We start from the raw sequence: 21,665 nt of genomic DNA, 5'->3' as shown, positions 1-21,665 counted from the left end.
TATGAAGATTGCAACCTCATTATTTACTTTAATATAATGGATGTTTTACTATAGCCCTCTTTTAATTTTTCTACTTGTAATATAGCAGGCATTGCCGATTTTAATTCCTCCACATGAGAAATAACCCCTATCATTCGGCCGGATTTTTGTAGTTCAATGAGCGTATCAATTGCTTTCATCAACGATTCTTCATCAAGGGAGCCAAAACCTTCATCAATAAACATTGTTTCGATTTGAACATTTCCTTGGAAGCTTTGAATCACATCCGCCATTCCTAGTGCTAAACTTAACGAAGCATTAAATTTCTCTCCGCCAGATAAAGTTTTTACATCTCTTGCTTGTCCAGTGTATGCATCATATACATCTAATCCTAATCCACTTTGCCTACCGTAGGACTCCAATCGGTCAGAAACTTGCAAATAATATTGACCGTTCGATAAATTTTTCAAACGAAGATTGCTTGCTTCTGTAATGAGCTCTAAATACCCCATTTGTACATAGCGTTCAAAGGAAATTTTTTTGCTGTTGTGTCCACGAAGTAAATTATATAATTCTATGATTTGATTCGATTTTTCTTCCATTTGAAATATATTATTGGCAAGTCTTTCAAGCTTCTCTGCAAAGTCGATGCAATGTTTTTCACAAGCTTTCGAGTAGTTTAATTCATCTAATGCTTTTTCATAATTAAACTGCAACGCTTCCAATTCTTTTTCAGCTTCTGTTAAATCGACCTTTTCTTTATCTTTTAATTTTTCTGCTTCCTCTTTCACTTGCACTTGTAAAAAATGAAGCTCCTTTGAATAATTATCATATTGCATTTGTAAAGCTTCAATTTCCTGTTCTGGACGTCTAGCAAGTAGAAAATCTTCCGTCGATGTAAACCTTGCTAGTAGAAGAGCTGAATGGAAATTTTCCTTTGATTGTTGACATTTTACTTGAATATGTTTCACTTGTTCAGTTATTTGTTTAAATGCCTCTTCATTCATTACAACTTGTTTGTTAGCTTCCTGATACTGCTTTTGGGCTGTTTCCCAAGATTGTTTTAATTGTTGCTTATTGCTGATTGCTTGTTGAAGTGCAACTTGTAATTGGGAAAGGTCTTTAATCTCTTCTGGTATTAATTTTTTTTGTTGCTCTAAAATCGTACTATTCTGCGTGTATTGTTCATGTTTTTCATGATACTGACGTTCGATTTCCTTACGAAAATGAACTAATTGTGCATTTTCATCTTGCAGAATTTTTATTTGTTTTTTATTTAATGTAAGTACTTCTTTTTGACGTTCTTTTTCTTTTATAGCAATATTTATATCTTGTAATTGATGAACATATTTTTGATATTCTTTTAATGGCGCATGATATTGCATTAATTTTTGTTCTATTTCTTGTAATTGATGTCGTTTCGATTCTAATTTCCCTTGAACAGCAAATTTCTTTTGCTGAGCTTCATCTAATGTTGCTTTCAGTTTTTTCAATTCCGTTTGATTAACGGTTTCAGTTGATGCTGTATGTTCGATTCGGTGTACCGTACTACCGCAAACAGGGCAAGGCATTCCAGGCAGGAGACTCTTCGCAAGAATGGCCGCTTGATTATTCAACCATTTTTCCTCTTCCTGAGCATATATATTTTGAACTTCTTCATAGGTAGATGTCGCTTTAAGCCATTCGTTTTCTAGTTTATGGACTTCAGCGTTTACCTCAAAGTATTTTGTGTAGGTATCTACAATTTCTCTTAATAGTCGTTGCTGTTCTAATAGTTCATTCAATGATTCTGTGTCTTCTTCCAGCTTTTCAATCATCTCGCTCAACTGTTGAATAGCCCATTCCTTTTCTTCGATCTGTTTTACTATGTTTTGTAGGCGAGTTTGCAATTGATTTTTTTCATTCAACAGTTTGTCCACGAGCTTTATTTGTTCGTTCATTTGCTCATAAATAGGGACAAGTTTTTCTAATTCATTTACTCGTTCATTCGCTTGTTCCCGTTCTTCCTCTTTCATTGCTTCCATCTTGAACATTTCTTCTGCTTTAGCAAATGTCCATTTTGCTGCTTCTAACTGTTTTGTAACGAGTTCCATTCTCTTTTCGATGGATTGTTTTTCCTTATCCAGTTCCATCAGATAAGAATAGAGTGGGAAAATTCGGCTTGCACGATTTGCTGCATCGATTGTTTGTTTTATTTGTTCATAATGGTCTTTTTGAGATTGTAAAAAGGATAGCTTTTCTTTTTTCCTTTCATATTCATCAATTTGATCATTTAACTTTTTATTCGCAACATAAACTTCATATGCCTCTTGATGTTTTTTGAAAGCTTCTCGATACATTCGTTCATCATCTTTAATTTTTTTCTGATAATATTGCTGTTCTTCTGCCAATCCTTCTAGAATCTGATAAATATTGGAATGTTGACTAAGCATTGTAAACAACAATGATTCTCGTTTTGGTAATGTTCCTTCAATTTGATTAATATAGCTATTTTTTAATGCCTTTGCTTCATTTAGTTGTTGATCCGCTAATCGTTTCTTTTCTTCCAGTTTATCAGCCATTTTTACAAAGCGATCTGTCTTAAAGATTTTTCTTAATATCTCTTCTTTCTCGTCCGATTTAGAAGTTAATAATTTACGAAACTCTCCTTGTGGCAGCATCACGATTTGGCTAAATTGTTCGTAAGTTAATCCAATCAATTCTTCAAGCTTTTCATTAATATCCGTCACTCGTTGCCGTTCCACCGCTGGAATTTCTTCGTTATTTGGCAGTATTTCAAACAACTCATATTTTTCACCAGTTGGTGTTTTTCTTCCTTTTTTCACATGGGACAACCTGCGCAAAACACGATATTTTTTGCCACGTATTTCAAAAACAAATTCAACAGAAGTATGCACATCATCTTCTGCAAAATCACTGCGCAGCATTTTTGTATCTTTCCTGTCTTGACCGCTACCAAAACCATACAACGCAAAACAGATGGCATCAAATATCGTCGTTTTTCCGGCGCCAGTTTGTCCGGAAATCACGAAAAGCTTTCTTTCCTGAAGTTTTGTAAAATCGATCACTTCTTCATTTTTGTATGGTCCAAAGGCGGTCATTTTTAATAAAATTGGCTTCATTTCGTCACCGCCTCCTCTTTCATTTCTCTTTCATCACGCAACATTTCATTCAATACTTCTTCAAATAATTGAAGAGCTTCTTCTGTCGGCTCAAAGCCTAAAATTTCTTTATGGAAAGCTTTAAATAACGTCATATCATCCAATTGTTCTCGCTGAATTTTAATATTCTCTTCAGCACTTTCAATTCTTTGAATCGTTTTTCGTTCCACATGCATGGCATTCGGGTAAACAGTGCGAATTTGTTCCATCGCTCCTACAACTGGTGTTAAATCAGTCAATCGTACGAATACATAATCTTCACAGTAATCATGTTTTAAAATTTCTTGAATGGTGCCTTCAATGATGCGCAAATCTCGTCTCGGTGTGAAATTTCGTTTTTCAATAGAAACTTGTCCATTTTCATCTAAATTGACTATTAAAAATCCTTTTTGATGATTCGCTTCAGATGCCGAATATTTTAATGGAGATCCCGGATATCGTATCGTTTCATTTAATACGTAATGAGCTTTGTGTAAATGCCCAAGGGCTGTGTAATGAAATGCCTGGAAATAATGAGCATTGACACATTCAGATCCTCCAATTGAGAGCGGACGTTCAGAATCGCTTGTATTTTCTCCCTTTTCTCCAGAATGCGTTACAAAGGCATGTCCAACGAACACATGACGCTTCGTTCTATCCATATTTTCTTCTATTTTTTCAATGATAGTTTTCATGGCATCATCGTATGTGTGAATTGATTCGCATTGAAATACATTTTTCACAGTGGAAGGTTCTGCAAATGGTACAAGATGAAAATGCACTTCTCCAAATTCATCCTGTAAAATAATCGGTTTTAATTGGTGATCGAGTTCGCCGACAATGTACAATCCGCTCTCTTTCATCAATTTGCTCCCAAATTCAAGACGTGTAGGGCTATCATGATTTCCTGCTATGCTAAGTACAGGCACGTTTCGTTTCAGCACGATTTCGGCAAAAATTTCATCAAGTAAATCTACCGCTTCCACCGGGGGAAGAGCTCGATCATATAAGTCTCCAGCAATGATAACAACGTCCGGTTTTTCTTCATCAATTGCTGTTATAAATTGATTGAGTACATAACGCTGGTCTTCTGTCATGTACACCCCTTGCACAAGCTTTCCTAAATGCCAATCTGCCGTATGGAAAATTTTCAAATTCAATCGACCTCCGCTTTTTGCTATGCATCTATTTTAACACGAGTTCAATTGAGTGACTACCAAATTTACGAATATATGTTCTTATCGATTTTGGAAAATTCTTCATCAACTTAAAATTTTCGTATTAATACTTGCAACTTCGTTAAACAAAAATTTTCATCCTCAACCTGAAAAACTTTATTCCAAATAAAAAAACCACATCTCTCATAGAGAAAAGATGTGGTCAAACCGAAATTAAAACGCCCAATTCCCTTTTCTAAATATCGGTTCTCTAGTTCCATCTGACAAAATGCCATCAATATCCATCTCAGCACTGCCAATCATGAAATCCTCATGGGTAACTGAAACATTAATTCCGAGCGATTCTAATTGCCCTTCTTCTAATTCCCGTCCACCTTCGTAACAAGTTGGATAGGCTTCCCCAATCGCTAAATGATTGGAGGCATTTTCATCAAAAAGCGTATTGTAATATAAAATGCCTGACTTTGAAATTGGAGATTCATGTGGGACTAATGCCACTTCCCCTAAATATGCAGCACCTTCATCTGTTTGAATTAACTCCTGCAACAATTCATTGCCATGCTTAGCGTCTGCCTTTACAATTTTTCCGTTTTCGAATGTGAGTGTAAATTTATCGATAATATTTCCTTGATAAACGAGAGGCTTCGTATTGCTTACATAACCGTTAACCCCGAATTTTGATGGGAGAGTATACACTTCTTCAGTCGGCATATTCGCAATAAATGTAACTCCTTCTGGCGTTTTGCTTGAACCAGTGCACCATACATGCTTTTCAGGAAGTTCAATTGTTAAATCCGTACCAGGTGCTTTATAGTGTAACTTCGCATATTTTTTACTGTTTAATTGTTTTGCTCGATGTTCCAACTCGGCAAGATGTTTGCGCCAATTTTCAACTGCATCTCCTTCACCGATGCGAACGGTTTTAAAAATTGCTTCCCAAAGCGCCTTCATTTGTTCGTCTTCCGGTAAGTCTGGAAATACTTTTGCAGCCCATTTTTTTGAAGGCACAGCTATAATTGACCAAGCAATATCATCGTTCATAATTGCTTTTCGATAATTCACGAGCGCCTCTCCACTAGCTTTTTGCTGAGCAGTAATGCGACGCGCTGGAATCCCGCTTAACAAATCAGGATCTTCTGCGTCAATCCAAAGAATAGCCCCTTTCCGTTCAATACATTCATCCCGCTGTGCAACAATCCATTTTGGAAACTTGCTAAATTCATCTTCCGCTCCATATTCATAAAAAGCACGGGTAATTTCTTGGTCAGACAAATTGACATGTACTCTTCCTGCTCCCGCTTCGTACGCTTTTTTCACAACGATTTTAGTAAAATCTAATGTATCTGTCGTTGTATTAATTAATAAATATTGCCCTTTTTGAATGTTTACACCGACTTTGACAGCCAATTCCGCATATTGTTCTAATTTTTCTTCAAATGTCATAAACTTTCCCTCACTTTTTAGCGATGGTTTTTGAATTCCCTTCAATTAATTGACCTTTATAAATTATCTTTTGCACAGGTTTTTGTCCTACTTCTCTTAATAATTTTTTATAATTTTTTTCATCCTTATATGAAAGAAGCGTTATCACTTCTCCATCAGCACCCGCTCGGCCAGTACGTCCAGAACGGTGCAAATATTGTTCAACTGTATGAGGCAAATCAACATGAATCACATGAGTAAGCCCTTCAATATCTAATCCTCTTGCGGCTAAATCTGTTGCGAGCAAAATGCGGGCTTCACCTTTACGGAAATTATCCAAAGATTTTTTGCGCTCTTCTTTATTCATATCTGCATGAAGGGATACTACTTTTGCATCTTTATATTTTAATTTCACTTCTTTTAATAATAATTGATCCAAATTATTGATAAAAGCAAGGCCTCGTACCCCTTCCATATTTGCGAGTCTTCTTAACACATCCGTTTTTTCTCGCTCATCCACTTTCACAAAGGAGTGAACGACTTTCCCCACTTTTACCATATCTTCCGGTTTAATTTGAATGTTAATAGGATCTTTCATCATTCTGCTAGCAACTAACCGAATCTCATCAGTTATCGTCGCTGAAACAAGAACGACTTGTCGGTTTGGAGATGCTCCTTCAATAAAGGATTTCACGATGACCCGATAATCTCTGCTCAATAATTGATCACATTCATCTAATACAACGATTTCGATTTCTCTCAATTTTAATTTATTCGCTCTTACTAATTCATTTAATCGACCCGGTGTCCCTACAACGATGGTCGGTTTTTTCTTTAGTTTCTCAATTTGACGAGCCATATTCGCTCCACCAATGAGCTGTTGGACGGTAATATCTGTTCCAACAATCCATTCTCGAATCACTTCTACAATTTGCATAGCCAATTCTTGAGAAGGTGCGACGATTAAAGCTTGCGTGCTTTTTTTTGAACCGTCCACTTTATTTAATATAGGTAATACATAAGCTAATGTTTTCCCTGAACCCGTTGGAGATTCGGCAACAATATCTTTTCCCTCCAACATCGCTGGAATCATTTGCTCTTGTACTTTCATTGTTGTTTCAAATTTCCACTTTTTTTGCAATGATTCATTCAATAAATTGATAGCTGACATCAGCATTCCCACCTTCCCAAATTTATTTTACCACATTTCGGAAAATATCAACCGTTGTTACATCCATTCTTTCCTAAAGTGTTCAAGTTATTTATAAATAAATAGCAACCTTATTAGCGTTCACGAAAAAAGAATTCGCTTAAGTACTAGTTATAGCCTCCCCAATTGAGGCTGCCTTCATATAAGCGAATTCTTTCTGTTCATTTTATTTTTTTACTTCATATCCACAGCTACGAATTGCTGTTTCTGCAAGTACGATTAATGAGTCTATGTAACGACTTCCTAATTGCAAGTTTTTATTTACAACGGACAACTCTGTACATCCTAAAATAATGTAGTCACAATTGAGCGCAACAACTGCATCTTCCACTTCATTCCACCGTTCTCTCGTAACTTCTTTACCCGATTTTACATCATCATAAATAATGGACATGACGAGTTTTTGGGTATTTTCATCTGGAATGACTGGCTCTATCCCCTCTTCAATCAGCGCCTCTTGATACACGTTTGATTGAATGGTGCCATCCGTTGCTAATATTGCTACTTTCTTCGCTTCAAGTTTTCGTGCCTGTTTCGCTGTTTCCTTAATCATATGAATAACAGGTATAGGCGAACCTTGTTGTATTTCATCATAAAATGTATGCGCTGTGTTGCATGGTATACATACTAAATCAGCACCATATTCTGCTAACTTTTTCGCATCTTGAATAATAATGGGTACTGGATTTCGATTGGATTTACCTAAAATAAAGGCTGTACGATCCGGAATTGATGTATCATTGTCAATAATCGTATGAATGTGTTCTTGATCTGATGTTGCCTTTGTTAGGCGGACGATTGTTTCCCCAAGAAACATCGTTGCAAGTGGGCCAACGCCGCCAATAATTCCTAAAGTTTTTTTCATTATTCTGCCAAACCTTTTTTATTAAAGTATTTTTTATATTTTCGGTAATAATTTAATTTATTTAATGTTAGTTTCATCCAACGTTTTGCATTCATATCATATGAATAATATAGGGAGTTTGTCCATTTGCCTTCTCGAATTAATTTTTTCGCTTCAATTTTTAATTTTTCATTTGTAGTATATTTAAATAATACGCCTTTAGGAATAACAAGCCATAAATGTTTGTTATCGGCATATGTTAACTCTTGTTTAATATTAAACACATGATCATCCGCAACATATTTCATAAGATTATATCCAGCAGCTGTTACAAAATAACTTGAACGTCCATTTCGCAAATTAATTTCAAATAAATTGTATTCTCCAGTTCTCGGATCTAATTTCATATCGAAATTGGCAAAGCCCGTATATCCGATATCTTCAAGGAAATGACGTACACGATCCATTAATTCCTTATCGTATGTAGTAATGATCGCTGCGTAACTGCCAATCCCTTCAGGTGAATGCTCCTCTAAAATCGGATTGCCTAAACACATTAATTTGACTTTCCCGTCTTTTCCTACATAAGCATTTAAAACGCGCATATAAGAGTCGTCGCCAGGAATGAACTCTTGAATAATTAAATGATCTTTATAAGTAGAGCTGTAAATAGCATCTAATATAGCATTTTTTTCTTTTTCATCGTGGGCAACAAATACCTTTTTCTTTCCCGGGAAAGAACATGCCCAATAGGCTACAGAATTAGATGCTTTGATGATAATTGGATAATCGAATGGAATTTCAAACTCTTTATAATTTTCATAGCTAATAATCGTTGTTTTTGGATATTTAAAGCCATATTTATCGCACATTTTATAAAAGTTTTCTTTTAATAAGATTTGATCCATTAAAGATTCATCAATATATGGAACAATAAAGTGCTTTTGCAATTCAGGCTTATTTTTAATGATTAATTTTGCATAATCGTCTCCGCAAGCAAGAAGCAATAGTTTTATATCTTTATATTTTTCTGCAATGTTCTCTAATGCTGGTAAAAAGGCTTCTTGCTTATTAAAATTGTCCACTTGTTCAAAGATAATGATTTTGCTGTCCTGTGTTGCTGTTAAGTGAGAGCGTCCCACTACGATTGATTTTATTCCATATGCTTCATGGAAGGCGCGTGCCATTCCATAGGCATTCATATCTGAACCACATAATACAGGTAAAAACGGTTGATTCATTGCTTCTTCATCTCTCTTCATCTTTACTTTTTATTTTTACAGACAAATTTCTTGACTAAAATGAAAGTAGCACGAAATGGTATCAAAATCAATTATTTGGATAGGTAAAACCTAACTAATATCATTCGTTTGCAATAAAGAAGTTGATTGTCCAATACGGCCTTGTGCCATCAAAGGCTACCCCCGTAAAAGCGTGTGTATATTGCTTAAATAAAATGTTTTCCCGATGCCCTTTACTATTCATTAACGCTTCATGAGCATAAATCGTGTTATATGCACCTGCTGCTAAGTTTTCTCCTCCACCATGGATAAAATTCATACCGTCAGCAAGCATTCGCTCTAGAGCATTTTTTCCGTCGCTACCTGTATGAGAAAAGAAATGATTTTTGACCATATCCATACTATGTTTTCTCGCCGTTTCCCTATATTGTTGTGCGCTTTTTAGCGGTGGTACTCCAAAAATGACCCGCGCTTGATTCATTAGCTCAACCATTAAATTTTCAAAGCCTTCTTGACGAGCTTCCACGCGATAATTACCATAAAAACCTTCTTTTTTCATCTCGTATTCTTCTTCTATCCAAAGTATTGATCTCACTACATCACTTTGGAATTGATCAAAAAAGAAAGTAACATATTTACCTTCAATTAAGTAGATTGCATGTCCATCATCTTTTGCTAAAATATAAGGCGTATTATTTTTTAATATTGCTTCAATCCCTTTCCCATAAAGCCGTAAGACGTCCTCTTTATCACTTTCTCCAATTGTAATGTCAAATAACTCCTTTCCTATAATTGTGCTGTAGAAACCAACAACTTCATTTTTTTCATTGACTCCCTCCAGCTCTAACTGTTCGTTTTTTCCGATCTGATTCCAAACAAAATCGTACTCTGACGGGAAAGTTGCTAATACATTTTTACTTGCTAGTTGCTTTTTTTCTTTAAATTTAGGTTCTTTGGAGGCTAAAATTTCATCTAATCCTGTAACTTGCATTGTTCGATAAATGAAACTAGCAAATTGGCCATTTGTTACAGGTTGATTTGGCATAAAGTAGCCGTTGCTTCCTTTCGTAATTCCTAGTCCGTATAATGTATAAATATAGTCATATGCCCAATGTCCTTCAGGAACGTCAATAAATGATGGAGTCTTACTAGAAGATTGTAAATTAAATGTATTGACTAGTATTTTTGCTAATTGAGCTCGATTTAATGATTCCTCTCCTTTAAAACGACCATGATCTCCATCAAAAATTCCTACTTCATAAGACCAAATAATAGATTCATAGTAAGGATTCGTTGATAACACATCAATAAATGGTTGCTCCTCATAATCCCTAATTTTCTTTAACTGGTCTTTGAATAATGTATGTATTACTTTTGCAACATCGCTTCTGGATATACTTTGATTAGGATAAAATTGATTCCCTTCTATATAATCATAAACGTTTAACTGATTTAAATAATTCGTGCTTTCATAATGATCATTAAACACATCTGTATCTATAAATACTTTCTCTGCATGGACATTAATAGGACTTAAAATTAATAATCCACACAGAACCAATGTATGAAGTAGAATGATAAAATGTTTCATTAATATCTTTTCCCCTTTCAAAGTCCCCGTCTGACTCTATTATAAGATTAAAAGATTGTGATTTCTGTAAATTTTTATACAAAGTTAAAAGGTAGTAATTTTTACCATGGAGATTTTAAAGTAAATAAAAAAGATGCAGTTTGCCACTGCATCTATGCATTATCAAAATGTTCTTTCTCATCAGGAGATTCTTTTCGAAACACTTCTTCTAAAAGTTCATCTCCTTCAGCTTTTACCCGTTTATTTAATTCGTCCACCGCTATCGCGTCCACCGTTTGCATGTCTTCATGCAAATCAAAAAGGCTGATATTATCTGATGGTACACGGTCGGGTTTTTCTTCATAAGGCATTTCAGCAAATCTCTTTTTTGATTCTGGAAGCGATTCTTTTTTCATATCAACAACACACTCCTTTTTTGTAGTATGTGTTGATTGTGCTTCTTTATTCAAAATCAACGTCACGCCATTAAATAATCCAATTTTTCAGCAAATGTCACATTATTTGGATTCCATTTTCTAATTGGACATTGATACACTTTATAAGGCAAGCCAATTGCTCTTACGAATTCTACAAATTTCCCATCAAACCAAGGTGGAGTCCATGCTCCCGAACGACAAATATGAATAACATTCGTTTTAATTCCTTCATATAAATCTTCAAACTTCAAATATTGAATATTAAAAGCTTTATTAATTTCATTAAAAAATTCTGGTTTTTCTTTTGTAAAAGGACTGTAAATAATATATGCTTTTTGAATTATTCGATTTTGCAAAAGTTTTCCAAGCCAATTTGCACAGTTAACGTTAAATTGTAAGGAAGCAAGTCCTCCATAGCCTAAGTCAGAATGAGCATCAAATAGATATACTTCATCGACTTCAAATTTTTCTGCAATTTTGTAAGATAACGCATGAGAATCTGACACATATATTCTCACTTGCTGATCCCATCGGAAAATTTGTTTAATTTTATTCCAGAATTGATCGACATCTTTTGAAAGAAAAAAAGACTTTTCAAAATCTTTCCCAAAAGATTTGTATTGGAAGTATTTTTTGTACCATAAGTCATGAATAGTTCTTTTATTTTCAACACTTGAAGTAATTTCTTGATTTTCAGCGGAAATAAAATAGTCCCAATCAATTGACAACAAACTTGCCACTACTATCCCCTCCAAAAACCATATAAGTGTTGACAATAAAATCGTAATACTCAAAAAATTAAATTTCAAACAATCCCTCTATTTTTTGAAAAAATAGACAAATTTTTAGAGAGTATGCTTGTATTTTGATAGAATGATAAATATAGAAAAGGAGGTATCTTGTAATGTATGATGTAGCCATTATCGGTGCAGGACCAGCTGGAGGAAGTGCTGCAATTTTTACTGCAAAGGCAGGTAAAAAAACAGTTATTTTAGATAGCGACCAAGGTGTTACAAAACGCGCAATGCTTTACAATCACTACGGCGTTAAAGAAATAACAGGTCCAGAATTAGTGAAAACGGGAATTGAACAAGCGAAAAACTATGGTGCTGAACTAATCGAAGCAAAAGTAACTGGTATTTCCAAAACAGACAAAGGATTTAAATTGCAATATGAGAATGGTGAAGTGGAAGCGAAACATATCATCCTTGCAACTGGATTTTTAACAGACTTAGCTGAAAGTGTTGGATTAGCAACAAAACCTGGCACTGAGCCAAGAGTTAAAACAATTTTTGATGTGGACAATGAAGGCAGAACAAATGTAGAAGGGATTTGGGCTGCAGGTACTTGTGCAGGTGTGAGTGTCCATACAATCATCACTGCTGGCGACGGTGCAAAAGTGGCAATCAACGTCATTAGCGAATTAAACAGCGAACGTTATGTTGATCATGATGTTTTGAAATAAGTTTAAAGAACCCTTTAAGTTAAAGAGGCTGTCTAAAAAGTGATGTTTAGACAGTCCCCTTGCAATAAGAATTGTGGAAACTGGTTTATACACTTAAGCAAAGATAATATTATGATGATGTAGAGGTGGAGGAGTCTGGAAAGTTTTCTAGGCTCCTCTTTTTTCTACTAGTTTATATGAAATTTTATTAATCTTCCTGTCTGCGGATATTAGTCATTCTAGGGAATTTATTAGCCATTCGGAGCTCGATATTAGTCAACTTCATCCATATATTAGCCAACGAAAAAATTTGGGGCTTCCAGTTTGCAGATATTAGTCATTCTCAGAAACTTATTAGTCATTCGGAGCACAATATTAGTCAACTTCCTCCATATATTAGCCAACGAAAAAATTTGGGGCTTCCAGTTTGCAGATATTAGTCATTCTCAGAAACTTATTAGCCATTTGGAGCATTATATTAGTCATTCTCATCCAAATATTAGCCAACGAAAAAATTTTGAGCTTCCAGTCTGCAAATATTAGTCATTCTTGGAAACTTATTAGCAATTCGGGACATGATATTAGTCAATCCCATTCAAATATTAGCCAACGATACTCAACCATATTGGTACTTCCGCAAAACTTGATGTATTGTTGTACAAAATGATAGAGGGTTTCCTGCAAAGGCTATAACGCAAACAGGAAACCCTTTCTCTATTCCTCTTTAGGCTTTTCTATAGTGCCATCAGCAAATTGGGCAAACCTGCCCGCATTCCTTTCGTTAACGGGATCCTGTCTATCCCATTTCCAGCCTCCAAATTTTGTCTTATTATATTCGGCAAAAGTGGCATAAATCTCTTCTTTTTTATTCATTACAAACGGGCCATATTGGGCAATCGGTTCATTTATAGGTTCTCCTTCTAAAAGGAGTAAGGAGCTGTTTGTATTACCGTTGTGGATAACAATTTCTTCATCTCCAACAAGTTTACAACGGTAAGAAGCTTGAATTGTTGCCCCTTCAATTTGAATTGTATTGCCTTCGTAAAAATATAAGTTCCTGTTAATAGTACTTGATACTTTAGGCAGTGTAAATGTTGCTCCTGGTGCCATATGTATCAAATAAATTCCTACATGATGCGACTCTTCTCTTGCCCATGAAGCTAAATTTGGCTCTAATGCTTTGATGCCGTACATTTCACCCGCAATAATTTTTACTGTTGTTTTGTTGCCATTGTTAAGATTCTCAATTACAGGTATATCTTCTTTCCAAAACATTCGATATTCCGGTTCTGCCTTTTTTCCATTTCGGTCTAGGTTTAACCAAATTTGAAACAATTCAAGTGGATTCGACTGTTCTCTATTCACAAGCGGAAACATTTCTGAATGTTGGCACCCCTTGCCCGTCGTTAGCCATTGAACATCGCCGCTAGCATAACGACCAAAACAACCTTTAGAATCAAAATGATCAACAACACCTTGAAGAACAATCGTTACTGTTTCAAATCCTTTATGGGGATGAGCGGGAAATCCCGGAACTGATTTTCCATGATACATACGAAATCCATCTTTTAATTCAAAATCTTCCCCTAAGTTTCTTCCTGCTAACCTCTCTTTGTCTACCCCTTGTTCATCGTTGCCTGGTGGATAATGATCTTTGTGATATACGGTTAAAATAAAAGGGCTTTCTGTAGTCCATTGCGTTCCTAATTTTTGTAAACCAATAATTTTTCGTTTTTCCATAAAAATCACCTTACTAATTTTTCCTACTATTCCCATACTAACAAATTTTGTTTTAGATAAATTATTTTATATGGTACAAAATGATGAAAAACGCCTCAAATGAAGAGGCGTTTTTTATTTTATTGATTAGACTGATTCTTTTTGTTACGTTGTTGCGGTTGGAATCCACTTTCCTCTGCAATTTCTTCTCTTACTTGTTGAATATTTGTTCCAGCCGGTGTTTTAGCAGGCGTCGGATTTGGTTGCGAATTTGGAGTTGCAAAACCGCTTTCCTCTGCAATTTCTTCTCTCACTTGCTGAATATTTGTTCCAGCTGGTGATTTCACTGGCGTCGGATTTGGTTGCGAATTTGGAGTTGCAAAACCGCTTTCCTCTGCAATTTCTTCTCTCACTTGTTGAATATTTGTTCCAGCTGGTGATTTCGCTGGCGTCGGATTTGGTTGCGGTTTATTTGGAGTTGCAAAACCACTTTCTTCTGCAATTTCTTCTCTCACTTGTTGAATATTTGTTCCAGCTGGTGTTTTACCTGGTTGACTTGGTTGAGCAAAAGTTTGGTTTCCAAAACCACCTTCTTGAGCTATTTCCTCTCGTACTTTTTGAGGATTAGTACCGAAAGTTGAACTACTTTTTCCTTGTGCATTTTGACGTTTTACTTCTTCAATATCTGTTCCAGTTTGAGTAAATCGTTTATTGTTATTAGCCATAAAAACACCTCCAAGATTGTTATGCCTTTATCATGCTAAATTTGCAGTTAATTATTCGTGTAATGTTCCGTATATTTTTTTCCAAATGGAGCACTTTAGCTATTGAAAAAAATCTTTGTTCGAATAAATATCGTTATTAAAGGCATAGCAATAGAGGGTCTTTTTGCTTTCAACATGATTTATCATTTTCTTTTTTTCCCTTTCATACAATAGTGCATGTCCTAATGTGGAGGAATGTTCATGTACTATTTACAAAAGGGACTAGCTATTATGATTGGCAGCATTTTATTGGCAATTGGCATTAACCTTTTTCTTGCACCTTATGAAATATTGGACGGTGGGATTATCGGGCTATCCCTTATTTTGCATTATCTTTTTAACCTCAAAATCGGATTGATGATCATTGTGTTAAGCACGCCAATTTTTATTTTGGCATGGTTCAAATATAGACGATATTTTTACAATAGTGTTCACGGTTTACTAACTTCTTCTGTAATTATCGATATTTTCAAGCCCCTTCGTTATCTCTTAGACATAGAAGCCTCTTTTGCTGCAATCATTGGTGGGATATTTGTGGGGCTTGGTATAGGCATAATGCTTAGATATGACACAAGCACTGGTGGAACTGACTTACTAGCTCAATTCATCAGCGACAAAACAAAAATCAATGTTGGATTAATTATTTTATTTATTGACTCCATTATTGTCTTGATCGGAGGGCTTTTACTATCTGCAAGCACCTTGCTGTTATCAATTATGGCCATTGTTACTGTTGGAATCACAACTAGTGCTGTAACCAGCAAAAGATAAAAGGTTTACCTTAAATTCTTTATATGTCCTCCATCGCCTTTCTTTTGAAAAAGTCAGGCTTTGTTTCTGCTAAAATGATGGCCAATAATATTAAAATTGCTCCAATAATCATTCTTCCAGTTAATACTTCACTTAAAATCAAAACAGAGAAAACCATTCCCCATAACGCCTCTGTTGATAAAATAATTGCAGTTTTTGTTTCGCTCGTATATTTTTGCGCCATCGTTTGAAAACAATACGCGAGTGTCGTCGAGAATACTCCTAAATATAATGTGGATAAAATACCTTCCCATTCCAGTGAGAAATAGATTTCTCCTTTTCCAATGACAAAAATCCATGCAAAGAGTGCTGCTACTCCCATTTGCACAACGGTAAGCAAGATTGGATCTTCATCTTTTACATATTTGGAAGTGTAATAAATTTGATAAGCAAAGCCAAAAGCACATCCCAATGTTAGCAAATCACCTATATTAATTTTCCCCACTGATAATTGCAACGATAAAAAAGCAATTCCGATAATGGCTAAGAACGCTCCGGACATTTCAAATTTATCGATTTTTCTTTTATCCATAATTAATGCAATAAAGGGGACTATCACAACGTTAATAGCAGTAATGAAAGCATTTTTTGACGGTGTTGTATATTGTAAACCAACCGTTTGTAATAGAAATGCCAAGTATAATAGAAATCCTAATATAAAACCTCTCAATAGAGTCGATTTCTTAATGTTTCTCAGCCTCTTATAAAATATAAAACTTAAAATTAATACACCAACGGAAAATCGAACAGCTAGTATTTGGTAAGGGGTTAAATAGTCTAACGAAATTGCGCTGAACACAAATCCGCTCCCCCAAATAATCGCTGTAGTAAAAAGCATTATTTCTCCAATATATTTACTCATAGCCGCCTCCATAAAGACATTTATAAAATCAAACATTATTTATCCATTTTAGCATGTAAAATGTACTAATTTCTAAATATTTATATTTTTGAAGAATAATGAAAAATTTCAGAACATGCATTTATTAAATAATCATTGTGGTAAAATTATGGATGGTTTATAAAGTTGAGTTCATTATGAAAGGATGTACCCCTTTTGATTCAGTCTGTCCTCTCCAATATAGCTGTAATTTTATTAATGCATTTAACCATGACCTTCATATGGGATTATCAAAAAAAATCCCGCCTTTCTATAGGAAAGTCATTTCAATCTTTTTAAATTCTACTTGTGTAATTGTACTTTTTTATTTACCAATCCATTTAAATGAAAACTATTTCGTCGATATGCGATTAGTTCCTTTAGCCTTTTTAGCATATTTACAAGGATGGATTGCAATACCAGCATTATTAATTGCTTCTACATGGCGCTTCTTCATGGGGGGAGATGGAATGGTTCCAGGAATTTTGTATGGCATGATATTGCCGACGTTCATCGCCCTTATCTTCCACCATCGCTCAAACATCAAAAAACACTATATAGAAAAAATATTTATTGTTCTTTTATGCTGGTTCGTTTCAGATTTCCCTATTATATTTATCGTACCGAATGGATGGGAGATTTTTAAAGACACAGCAATATTACGAGTATCCTCCATTGTTGTTACCTCAATCATTCTATATACATTCATTATGCAAGATCGACAACGCAGATTTTTGAATAGTCATCTAGAAAAAATGGCTGATGAAGATCCGCTCACAAAACTAGTAAATAAAAGAAAGTTCTATGAATTAGTAGAAGAGAAGGTAAATACTTTAAAGCCAAATCATTACATAGCGATGATCGACATTGATCATTTTAAAAAAGTAAACGATACTTATGGTCATTTATTTGGAGATAAAGTATTAGTAGAAGTGGCTAAAATATTAAGAAAATATGAGTGCAAAAATTTAGTCGTTGGTCGCTTTGGTGGAGAGGAATTTATTGTATATATAGGAGAATCGGATTTGATAACTGCTAAAAATATACTGGAAGAGATACGAAAAGATATTAAATATACTTCCTTCCCTTATAGCACCGTTGAGAAAGTTAACATCACAGTTTCGATTGGCTTATCACAATTTAAGGGCGAAATGAATTTAATAGAAACAATTTATCATGCGGACCAAAACTTATACAATGCGAAAAGAAATGGAAGAGATCGCCTCGTTTACTCAACATAATGACCTGGTAGACATTGCATACCAGGTCGTTTTTATTCTTCAACAATTGTTGAGTTAGCGACAATTCCTATTGTACTTTTTCCTTTTTTGATTTTTTAGCACCGATTATACCTGGTACGAATAATATGTGTTTAGTTATTAAGGGCTGGAGGTGTTATTGTGATTCATTATGTGAGACCTGGTGAGACCCTTGTACAAATAGCAAGAGATTATCGAATCGAGTATCTAGTACTTTTGGAAAACAATCCTCAAATCACAAATCCGGATTTGTTATACATTGGTCAGCCTATTAATATACCAGGTTTGCCAGATCCAAGTACAATTCCATATGAAATCGATATTTCAATAAATAATCGTACATTATCCTTATATAATAATGGCATCTTAGTAAAAACTTATCCAATTGCTGTAGGACGAATGCTTTTTGAAACACCAACAGGAAATTTTGTCATTGTTAATAGAGCACCTAATCCAGGCGGCCCTTTTGGTACAATGTGGTTAACTCTTTCCAAAGAAAGTTATGGAATTCACGGAACGGATGATCCAAGTTCAATAGGCTATGCTGTTTCAAGGGGTTGTGTTCGGATGTTAAATGCAGACGTGGAAGAATTGGCAAGCATTGTACCAAATGGAACAGCTGTATATATTCATTATTAATTCATTGGGGGCGTCTAAAAAAACCGATGAGATGTCCCCTTATTTTGTACCATAATTAAATTATGTGGCCCGCTTATCAATACTTGTATAAAACTATTATAGTTTTTCAATCTCTAGCTACTTTGTTTCTCATTGCTTTGTTATTCACGCATAATTATCAAGATTACGCATGTTTACATTCTCGTAATTTTTGTTGGAAAAGACGAGAAGATTAATGATGAACCCAACTATTTACCGCTACCTTTTCTCGCTGATCTCGTTTAATGATAATACTAAATTTCTTATGCCAATTTTTACATTCTTCCCAAATTTCCTCAAATTCTTCTGATTCAGTATCAATGCCTCGCTCGTCCTCATAAAACACAAATTCAATAAGCGGATTGGACAAATCATCAACAATTAATTTTAAACTTAATTTATTTATAACATCTTCTTCGTCAACATCATCATCACTATATAATTCTTCATCATCATTTAATATTGACCATCCATGAATACCACCCTTTGATATTAAAGAATAGATATTATCGTTAACACTAATGGCACACTCATAAATTTCATCAAATGCATAACTTTTCTTTTTAAAGTTAGACTCAACATCTTTTCTTTTCACATAGTAAAACGTTTTTGAATAATCGTCTAACAAAATAGCTGATAAACAATCTTCTGATACAGCTCTTCGGTTATGGGGAATTCGTTCCAACTTTTCAATCGTATCCTTTTCGATTTTTTCTTGATAGCGTTTTTCTTCCTCTCGCCTTTCAATAATCCACCAAAGGAAAATTCCTAATGCAACAAAGAAAAAAATATTGTTTCCAGATTCCATCCATAAAAACAAATAAACTATTTCCAACACGCATATTATGAGAGACATTCAATATCACCTCTATTAAAGTCATTAACCAAAACTTCAATCTTTCTATTAGTTATTAAACATACTATTCGCTGAATTCTTATTTATGATTGTTAATTAGAATTTTTATCTAAATACCCCATTCGGTAAACGAAATTTATTTTGAATCCTCCATTTTCATTAGACATATTTCTCGATTAAATATAATATACTCATAGGGGTATTTTAAAATTAAAAAGGGGGAGAATATATTGAAGAATGTCATAGTTTATACGACAAATAGTTGTCCTTATTGTGTGATGGTGAAAAACTTTTTGAATCAACAACGTATTCCTTTCGAAGAAATCAATGTGGAAGCGAAGCCTGAGCTAATGTTAGAGCTAGTAAATAAAACAGGACAAATGGGGGTTCCTCAAATAGAAATCGATGGTCAATGGATTGTTGGATTTAATCCTAATGCCATTATGAATGCATTAAATAAATAAATTTATTGCCTGTATCCTTCACTAAAAGAGGATGCAGGCTTTTTCTTTTTTCTACTGTATATGAAATAAAAGAAAAACCAATACTGTTAAAAGAATTTTAATGGATTGAGGGGATGATTTTGTCATCTAAACATATGCTCTCTATATTTGCATTAGGTGGTATCAATGAGATTGGAAAAAATATGTATGTAATTGAATATGGAGATGATTTGGTTATTGTCGATTGTGGGGGGAAATTCGCTGATCGAACATTTTTAGGTGTTGATTTAATCATTCCTGACTTTACCTATCTGTTAGAAAATGAACATAAAATTCGAGGAATCATTGTTACCCACGGACATGAAGATCATATTGGTGGCATCCCTTATTTATTGAAAAAAATCAATGTTCCTGTATATGCTACACGCTTTACATTAGGATTAATTGAATTAAAGCTGAAGGAACATAAAATTTTACGGGAATCAACATTGATTGAAATTCATTCAGAATCTGAATTGAATTTTGGACAAATCCAAGCAACTTTTTTTAAAGTGAGCCACAGCATTCCTGATTGTCTAGGAATTGTATTCAATACGCCAGAAGGAAAAATTGTCCATACTGGCGACTTTAAATTTGATCTCACACCAGTGAATAAGCAATATTCACAAATTCATAAAATGGCGAAAATTGGAGATGAAGGGGTATTATTACTCATCTCTGAAAGTACAAATGCAGAACGACCTGGATCAACTCCTTCTGAAAAAGAAGTAGGCAAACATATCGAAGAAACATTCTTTAATGCATCAGGAAAAATTATTATCTCTACTTTTGCTTCCAATGTAAATCGAATTCAACAAATTGTAGAGGCAACAATCAAAACAAACCGAAAACTTGCACTTCTTGGCAGAAGTATGGTAAACGTCGTCAGCGTTGCCAAAAGATTAGGTTATATCGATATTCCTGATTGGCTGCTTATTGATGCACGTGACGTTAAACAATGGCCATCTGAAAGGGTGGTTGTATTATGTACCGGCAGCCAAGGAGAACCCCTTGCTGCTCTTTCACGTTTATCGACGAATAGCAATCGAGATGTTCGAATAGATCCTGGAGATACGGTCATCTTTGCAGCATCACCAATCCCTGGCAACGAAAAAGACGTCACCAAAATCGTTGATAACTTATTCCAACTAGGTGCCAATGTTGTTTACGGTGCTGCTAGCAAAACAGGGATGCATGTATCCGGACACGGCTATCAAGAAGATTTAAAACTAATGTTGACATTAATGAAACCGAAATACTTCATTCCGATTCATGGAGAATATCGCATGTTACATCTGCACGCTAAATTAGCCGAAGATGTTGGGGTAGATCGTAAAAATATTTTCATATTGAATAATGGCGATGTGGTGGATATTCAATTTCAGGAAGCTCGCCAGACACGAAAAATACCAGCAGGAGACGCATATGTTGATAGCTTTGGTGAAGAAGGAATTGAAGATATTGTTTTGAGGGATAGAAAACAACTTTCAGAAGAAGGCATGCTTGTCATTGTCATCACCATTAATAAGTCGGACGGTAGCCGAATTTCTGAACCTGATTCAATTTCTAGAGGGTTCGTTTATGCGAAAGAATCGGAACAACTTATTCGTAATATTAACGAAATCGCAAAAGGGGCTGTCGATGCATTTAAAGACCCGAACATTTTTGCGATGAAGAAAGCCATCAAAAAGGAAGTTGGTCAATATTTGTATGATAAAACGAAGAAAAAACCGATGATCTTACCAATCATTATACCAATATAAGGAGTGTTAA

19 protein-coding genes are annotated in these 21,665 nt (G+C 34.7%); 6 read left to right on the top strand and 13 right to left on the bottom strand.

The window, feature by feature from the left end:
• Positions 1–23 precede the first annotated feature (23 nt).
• From HF990_RS06085 to HF990_RS06045, 9 genes are all read right to left on the bottom strand, one after another.
• Positions 24–3,101 carry an AAA family ATPase gene (locus HF990_RS06085; protein WP_016837907.1) on the bottom strand — a complete coding sequence of 1,026 codons (3,078 nt, stop codon included), beginning with the start codon at positions 3,099–3,101 and terminating at the stop codon, positions 24–26.
• On the bottom strand, positions 3,098–4,273 hold the full coding sequence (locus HF990_RS06080; RefSeq protein ID WP_168412226.1) for an exonuclease SbcCD subunit D: 1,176 nt from the start codon (positions 4,271–4,273) through the stop codon (positions 3,098–3,100). Before HF990_RS06080 ends, HF990_RS06085 begins: the two co-directional genes overlap by 4 nt.
• A gap of 237 nt (positions 4,274–4,510) precedes the next feature.
• Positions 4,511–5,740 (bottom strand): aminopeptidase, encoded by a 1,230-nt coding sequence (locus tag HF990_RS06075; RefSeq protein WP_168412217.1) that lies wholly within the window; start codon positions 5,738–5,740, stop codon positions 4,511–4,513.
• A gap of 10 nt (positions 5,741–5,750) precedes the next feature.
• On the bottom strand, positions 5,751–6,890 hold the full coding sequence (locus HF990_RS06070) for a DEAD/DEAH box helicase (RefSeq protein WP_016837910.1): 1,140 nt from the start codon (positions 6,888–6,890) through the stop codon (positions 5,751–5,753).
• A 205-nt stretch (positions 6,891–7,095) separates the two neighbouring features.
• Positions 7,096–7,794 carry a cysteate racemase gene (cuyB, locus tag HF990_RS06065; RefSeq protein WP_016837911.1) on the bottom strand — a complete coding sequence of 233 codons (699 nt, stop codon included), beginning with the start codon at positions 7,792–7,794 and terminating at the stop codon, positions 7,096–7,098.
• Positions 7,794–9,014: a carboxylate--amine ligase gene (locus tag HF990_RS06060; protein WP_016837912.1), complete on the bottom strand. Its 1,221-nt coding sequence runs from the start codon at positions 9,012–9,014 to the stop codon at positions 7,794–7,796. Before HF990_RS06060 ends, cuyB begins: the two co-directional genes overlap by 1 nt.
• A 121-nt stretch (positions 9,015–9,135) precedes the next feature.
• The gene (locus HF990_RS06055) at positions 9,136–10,605 is read right to left on the bottom strand and encodes an S-layer homology domain-containing protein (RefSeq protein ID WP_016837913.1); all 1,470 of its coding nucleotides are present in this window, start codon (positions 10,603–10,605) and stop codon (positions 9,136–9,138) included.
• A 152-nt stretch (positions 10,606–10,757) separates the two neighbouring features.
• The gene (locus HF990_RS06050; RefSeq protein ID WP_016837914.1) at positions 10,758–11,000 is read right to left on the bottom strand and encodes a hypothetical protein; all 243 of its coding nucleotides are present in this window, start codon (positions 10,998–11,000) and stop codon (positions 10,758–10,760) included.
• A 62-nt stretch (positions 11,001–11,062) separates the two neighbouring features.
• Positions 11,063–11,761: a hypothetical protein gene (locus HF990_RS06045; protein WP_016837915.1), complete on the bottom strand. Its 699-nt coding sequence runs from the start codon at positions 11,759–11,761 to the stop codon at positions 11,063–11,065.
• A 164-nt stretch (positions 11,762–11,925) separates the two neighbouring features.
• Here HF990_RS06045 and HF990_RS06040 point away from each other — a divergent pair, with 164 nt between their 5' ends.
• Positions 11,926–12,486, top strand: coding sequence for an FAD-dependent oxidoreductase (locus HF990_RS06040; protein ID WP_016837916.1), 561 nt, complete (start codon positions 11,926–11,928; stop codon positions 12,484–12,486).
• A gap of 693 nt (positions 12,487–13,179) precedes the next feature.
• On the opposite strand, the gene HF990_RS06035 is transcribed toward HF990_RS06040, so the two are convergent.
• Together HF990_RS06035 and HF990_RS06030 are read right to left on the bottom strand one after the other, a co-directional pair.
• Positions 13,180–14,205, bottom strand: a complete 1,026-nt coding sequence (locus HF990_RS06035) for a pirin family protein (RefSeq protein ID WP_016837917.1) — start codon at positions 14,203–14,205, stop codon at positions 13,180–13,182.
• A 119-nt stretch (positions 14,206–14,324) separates the two neighbouring features.
• On the bottom strand, positions 14,325–14,909 hold the full coding sequence (locus tag HF990_RS06030; RefSeq protein ID WP_168412216.1) for a hypothetical protein: 585 nt from the start codon (positions 14,907–14,909) through the stop codon (positions 14,325–14,327).
• A gap of 240 nt (positions 14,910–15,149) precedes the next feature.
• On the opposite strand from HF990_RS06030, the gene HF990_RS06025 reads away from it, so the two are divergent.
• On the top strand, positions 15,150–15,719 hold the full coding sequence (locus HF990_RS06025) for a YitT family protein (protein WP_168412215.1): 570 nt from the start codon (positions 15,150–15,152) through the stop codon (positions 15,717–15,719).
• Between the two features lie 19 nt (positions 15,720–15,738).
• On the opposite strand, the gene HF990_RS06020 is transcribed toward HF990_RS06025, so the two are convergent.
• Positions 15,739–16,620: a DMT family transporter gene (locus tag HF990_RS06020; protein WP_168412214.1), complete on the bottom strand. Its 882-nt coding sequence runs from the start codon at positions 16,618–16,620 to the stop codon at positions 15,739–15,741.
• A 260-nt stretch (positions 16,621–16,880) separates the two neighbouring features.
• Here HF990_RS06020 and HF990_RS06015 point away from each other — a divergent pair, with 260 nt between their 5' ends.
• Both HF990_RS06015 and HF990_RS06010 read left to right on the top strand, forming a co-directional pair.
• A complete protein-coding gene (locus HF990_RS06015) occupies positions 16,881–17,879 on the top strand; it encodes a GGDEF domain-containing protein (protein WP_168412213.1) in 999 nt (332 codons plus the stop codon).
• A gap of 159 nt (positions 17,880–18,038) precedes the next feature.
• Positions 18,039–18,536: a L,D-transpeptidase family protein gene (locus tag HF990_RS06010; RefSeq protein ID WP_016837922.1), complete on the top strand. Its 498-nt coding sequence runs from the start codon at positions 18,039–18,041 to the stop codon at positions 18,534–18,536.
• 211 nt (positions 18,537–18,747) lie between these two features.
• Here HF990_RS06010 and HF990_RS06005 read toward each other — a convergent pair whose 3' ends face one another.
• Entirely contained in the window at positions 18,748–19,410 is a 663-nt protein-coding gene (locus HF990_RS06005; RefSeq protein WP_016837923.1) for a hypothetical protein, read from the bottom strand.
• 230 nt (positions 19,411–19,640) lie between these two features.
• Between HF990_RS06005 and HF990_RS06000 the strand changes: the two genes are divergently transcribed.
• Complete coding sequence (locus HF990_RS06000; protein WP_016837924.1) at positions 19,641–19,874, top strand: glutaredoxin family protein; 234 nt, start codon at positions 19,641–19,643, stop codon at positions 19,872–19,874.
• Between the two features lie 113 nt (positions 19,875–19,987).
• Positions 19,988–21,655, top strand: coding sequence for a ribonuclease J (locus HF990_RS05995; protein WP_210730761.1), 1,668 nt, complete (start codon positions 19,988–19,990; stop codon positions 21,653–21,655).
• Positions 21,656–21,665 lie beyond the last annotated feature (10 nt).

Origin of the sequence: Ureibacillus thermosphaericus (genome assembly GCF_012396605.1) — a bacterium.
Lineage (GTDB): Bacteria > Bacillota > Bacilli > Bacillales_A > Planococcaceae > Ureibacillus > Ureibacillus thermosphaericus.
Note: the sequence above shows the minus strand (reverse complement) of the source record. Positions and strands in the feature narration are given on the sequence as shown.

Excerpts from the sequence above, each read along its gene's own strand:
- HF990_RS06025 (WP_168412215.1), top strand. The coding sequence starts at position 15,150 with ATGTACTATTTACAAAAGGGACTAGCTATTATGATTGGCAGCATTTTA.
- HF990_RS06020 (WP_168412214.1), bottom strand. The coding sequence starts at position 16,620 with ATGAGTAAATATATTGGAGAAATAATGCTTTTTACTACAGCGATTATT.
- cuyB (WP_016837911.1), bottom strand. The coding sequence starts at position 7,794 with ATGAAAAAAACTTTAGGAATTATTGGCGGCGTTGGCCCACTTGCAACG.
- HF990_RS06005 (WP_016837923.1), bottom strand. The coding sequence starts at position 19,410 with ATGTCTCTCATAATATGCGTGTTGGAAATAGTTTATTTGTTTTTATGG.
- HF990_RS06070 (WP_016837910.1), bottom strand. The coding sequence starts at position 6,890 with ATGTCAGCTATCAATTTATTGAATGAATCATTGCAAAAAAAGTGGAAA.
- HF990_RS06035 (WP_016837917.1), bottom strand. The coding sequence starts at position 14,205 with ATGGAAAAACGAAAAATTATTGGTTTACAAAAATTAGGAACGCAATGG.
- HF990_RS06060 (WP_016837912.1), bottom strand. The coding sequence starts at position 9,014 with ATGAATCAACCGTTTTTACCTGTATTATGTGGTTCAGATATGAATGCC.
- HF990_RS06085 (WP_016837907.1), bottom strand. The coding sequence starts at position 3,101 with ATGAAGCCAATTTTATTAAAAATGACCGCCTTTGGACCATACAAAAAT.
- HF990_RS06040 (WP_016837916.1), top strand. The coding sequence starts at position 11,926 with ATGTATGATGTAGCCATTATCGGTGCAGGACCAGCTGGAGGAAGTGCT.
- HF990_RS05995 (WP_210730761.1), top strand. The coding sequence starts at position 19,988 with ATGATTTTGTCATCTAAACATATGCTCTCTATATTTGCATTAGGTGGT.
- HF990_RS06055 (WP_016837913.1), bottom strand. The coding sequence starts at position 10,605 with ATGAAACATTTTATCATTCTACTTCATACATTGGTTCTGTGTGGATTA.
- HF990_RS06050 (WP_016837914.1), bottom strand. The coding sequence starts at position 11,000 with ATGAAAAAAGAATCGCTTCCAGAATCAAAAAAGAGATTTGCTGAAATG.
- HF990_RS06075 (WP_168412217.1), bottom strand. The coding sequence starts at position 5,740 with ATGACATTTGAAGAAAAATTAGAACAATATGCGGAATTGGCTGTCAAA.
- HF990_RS06030 (WP_168412216.1), bottom strand. The coding sequence starts at position 14,909 with ATGGCTAATAACAATAAACGATTTACTCAAACTGGAACAGATATTGAA.
- HF990_RS06015 (WP_168412213.1), top strand. The coding sequence starts at position 16,881 with ATGGGATTATCAAAAAAAATCCCGCCTTTCTATAGGAAAGTCATTTCA.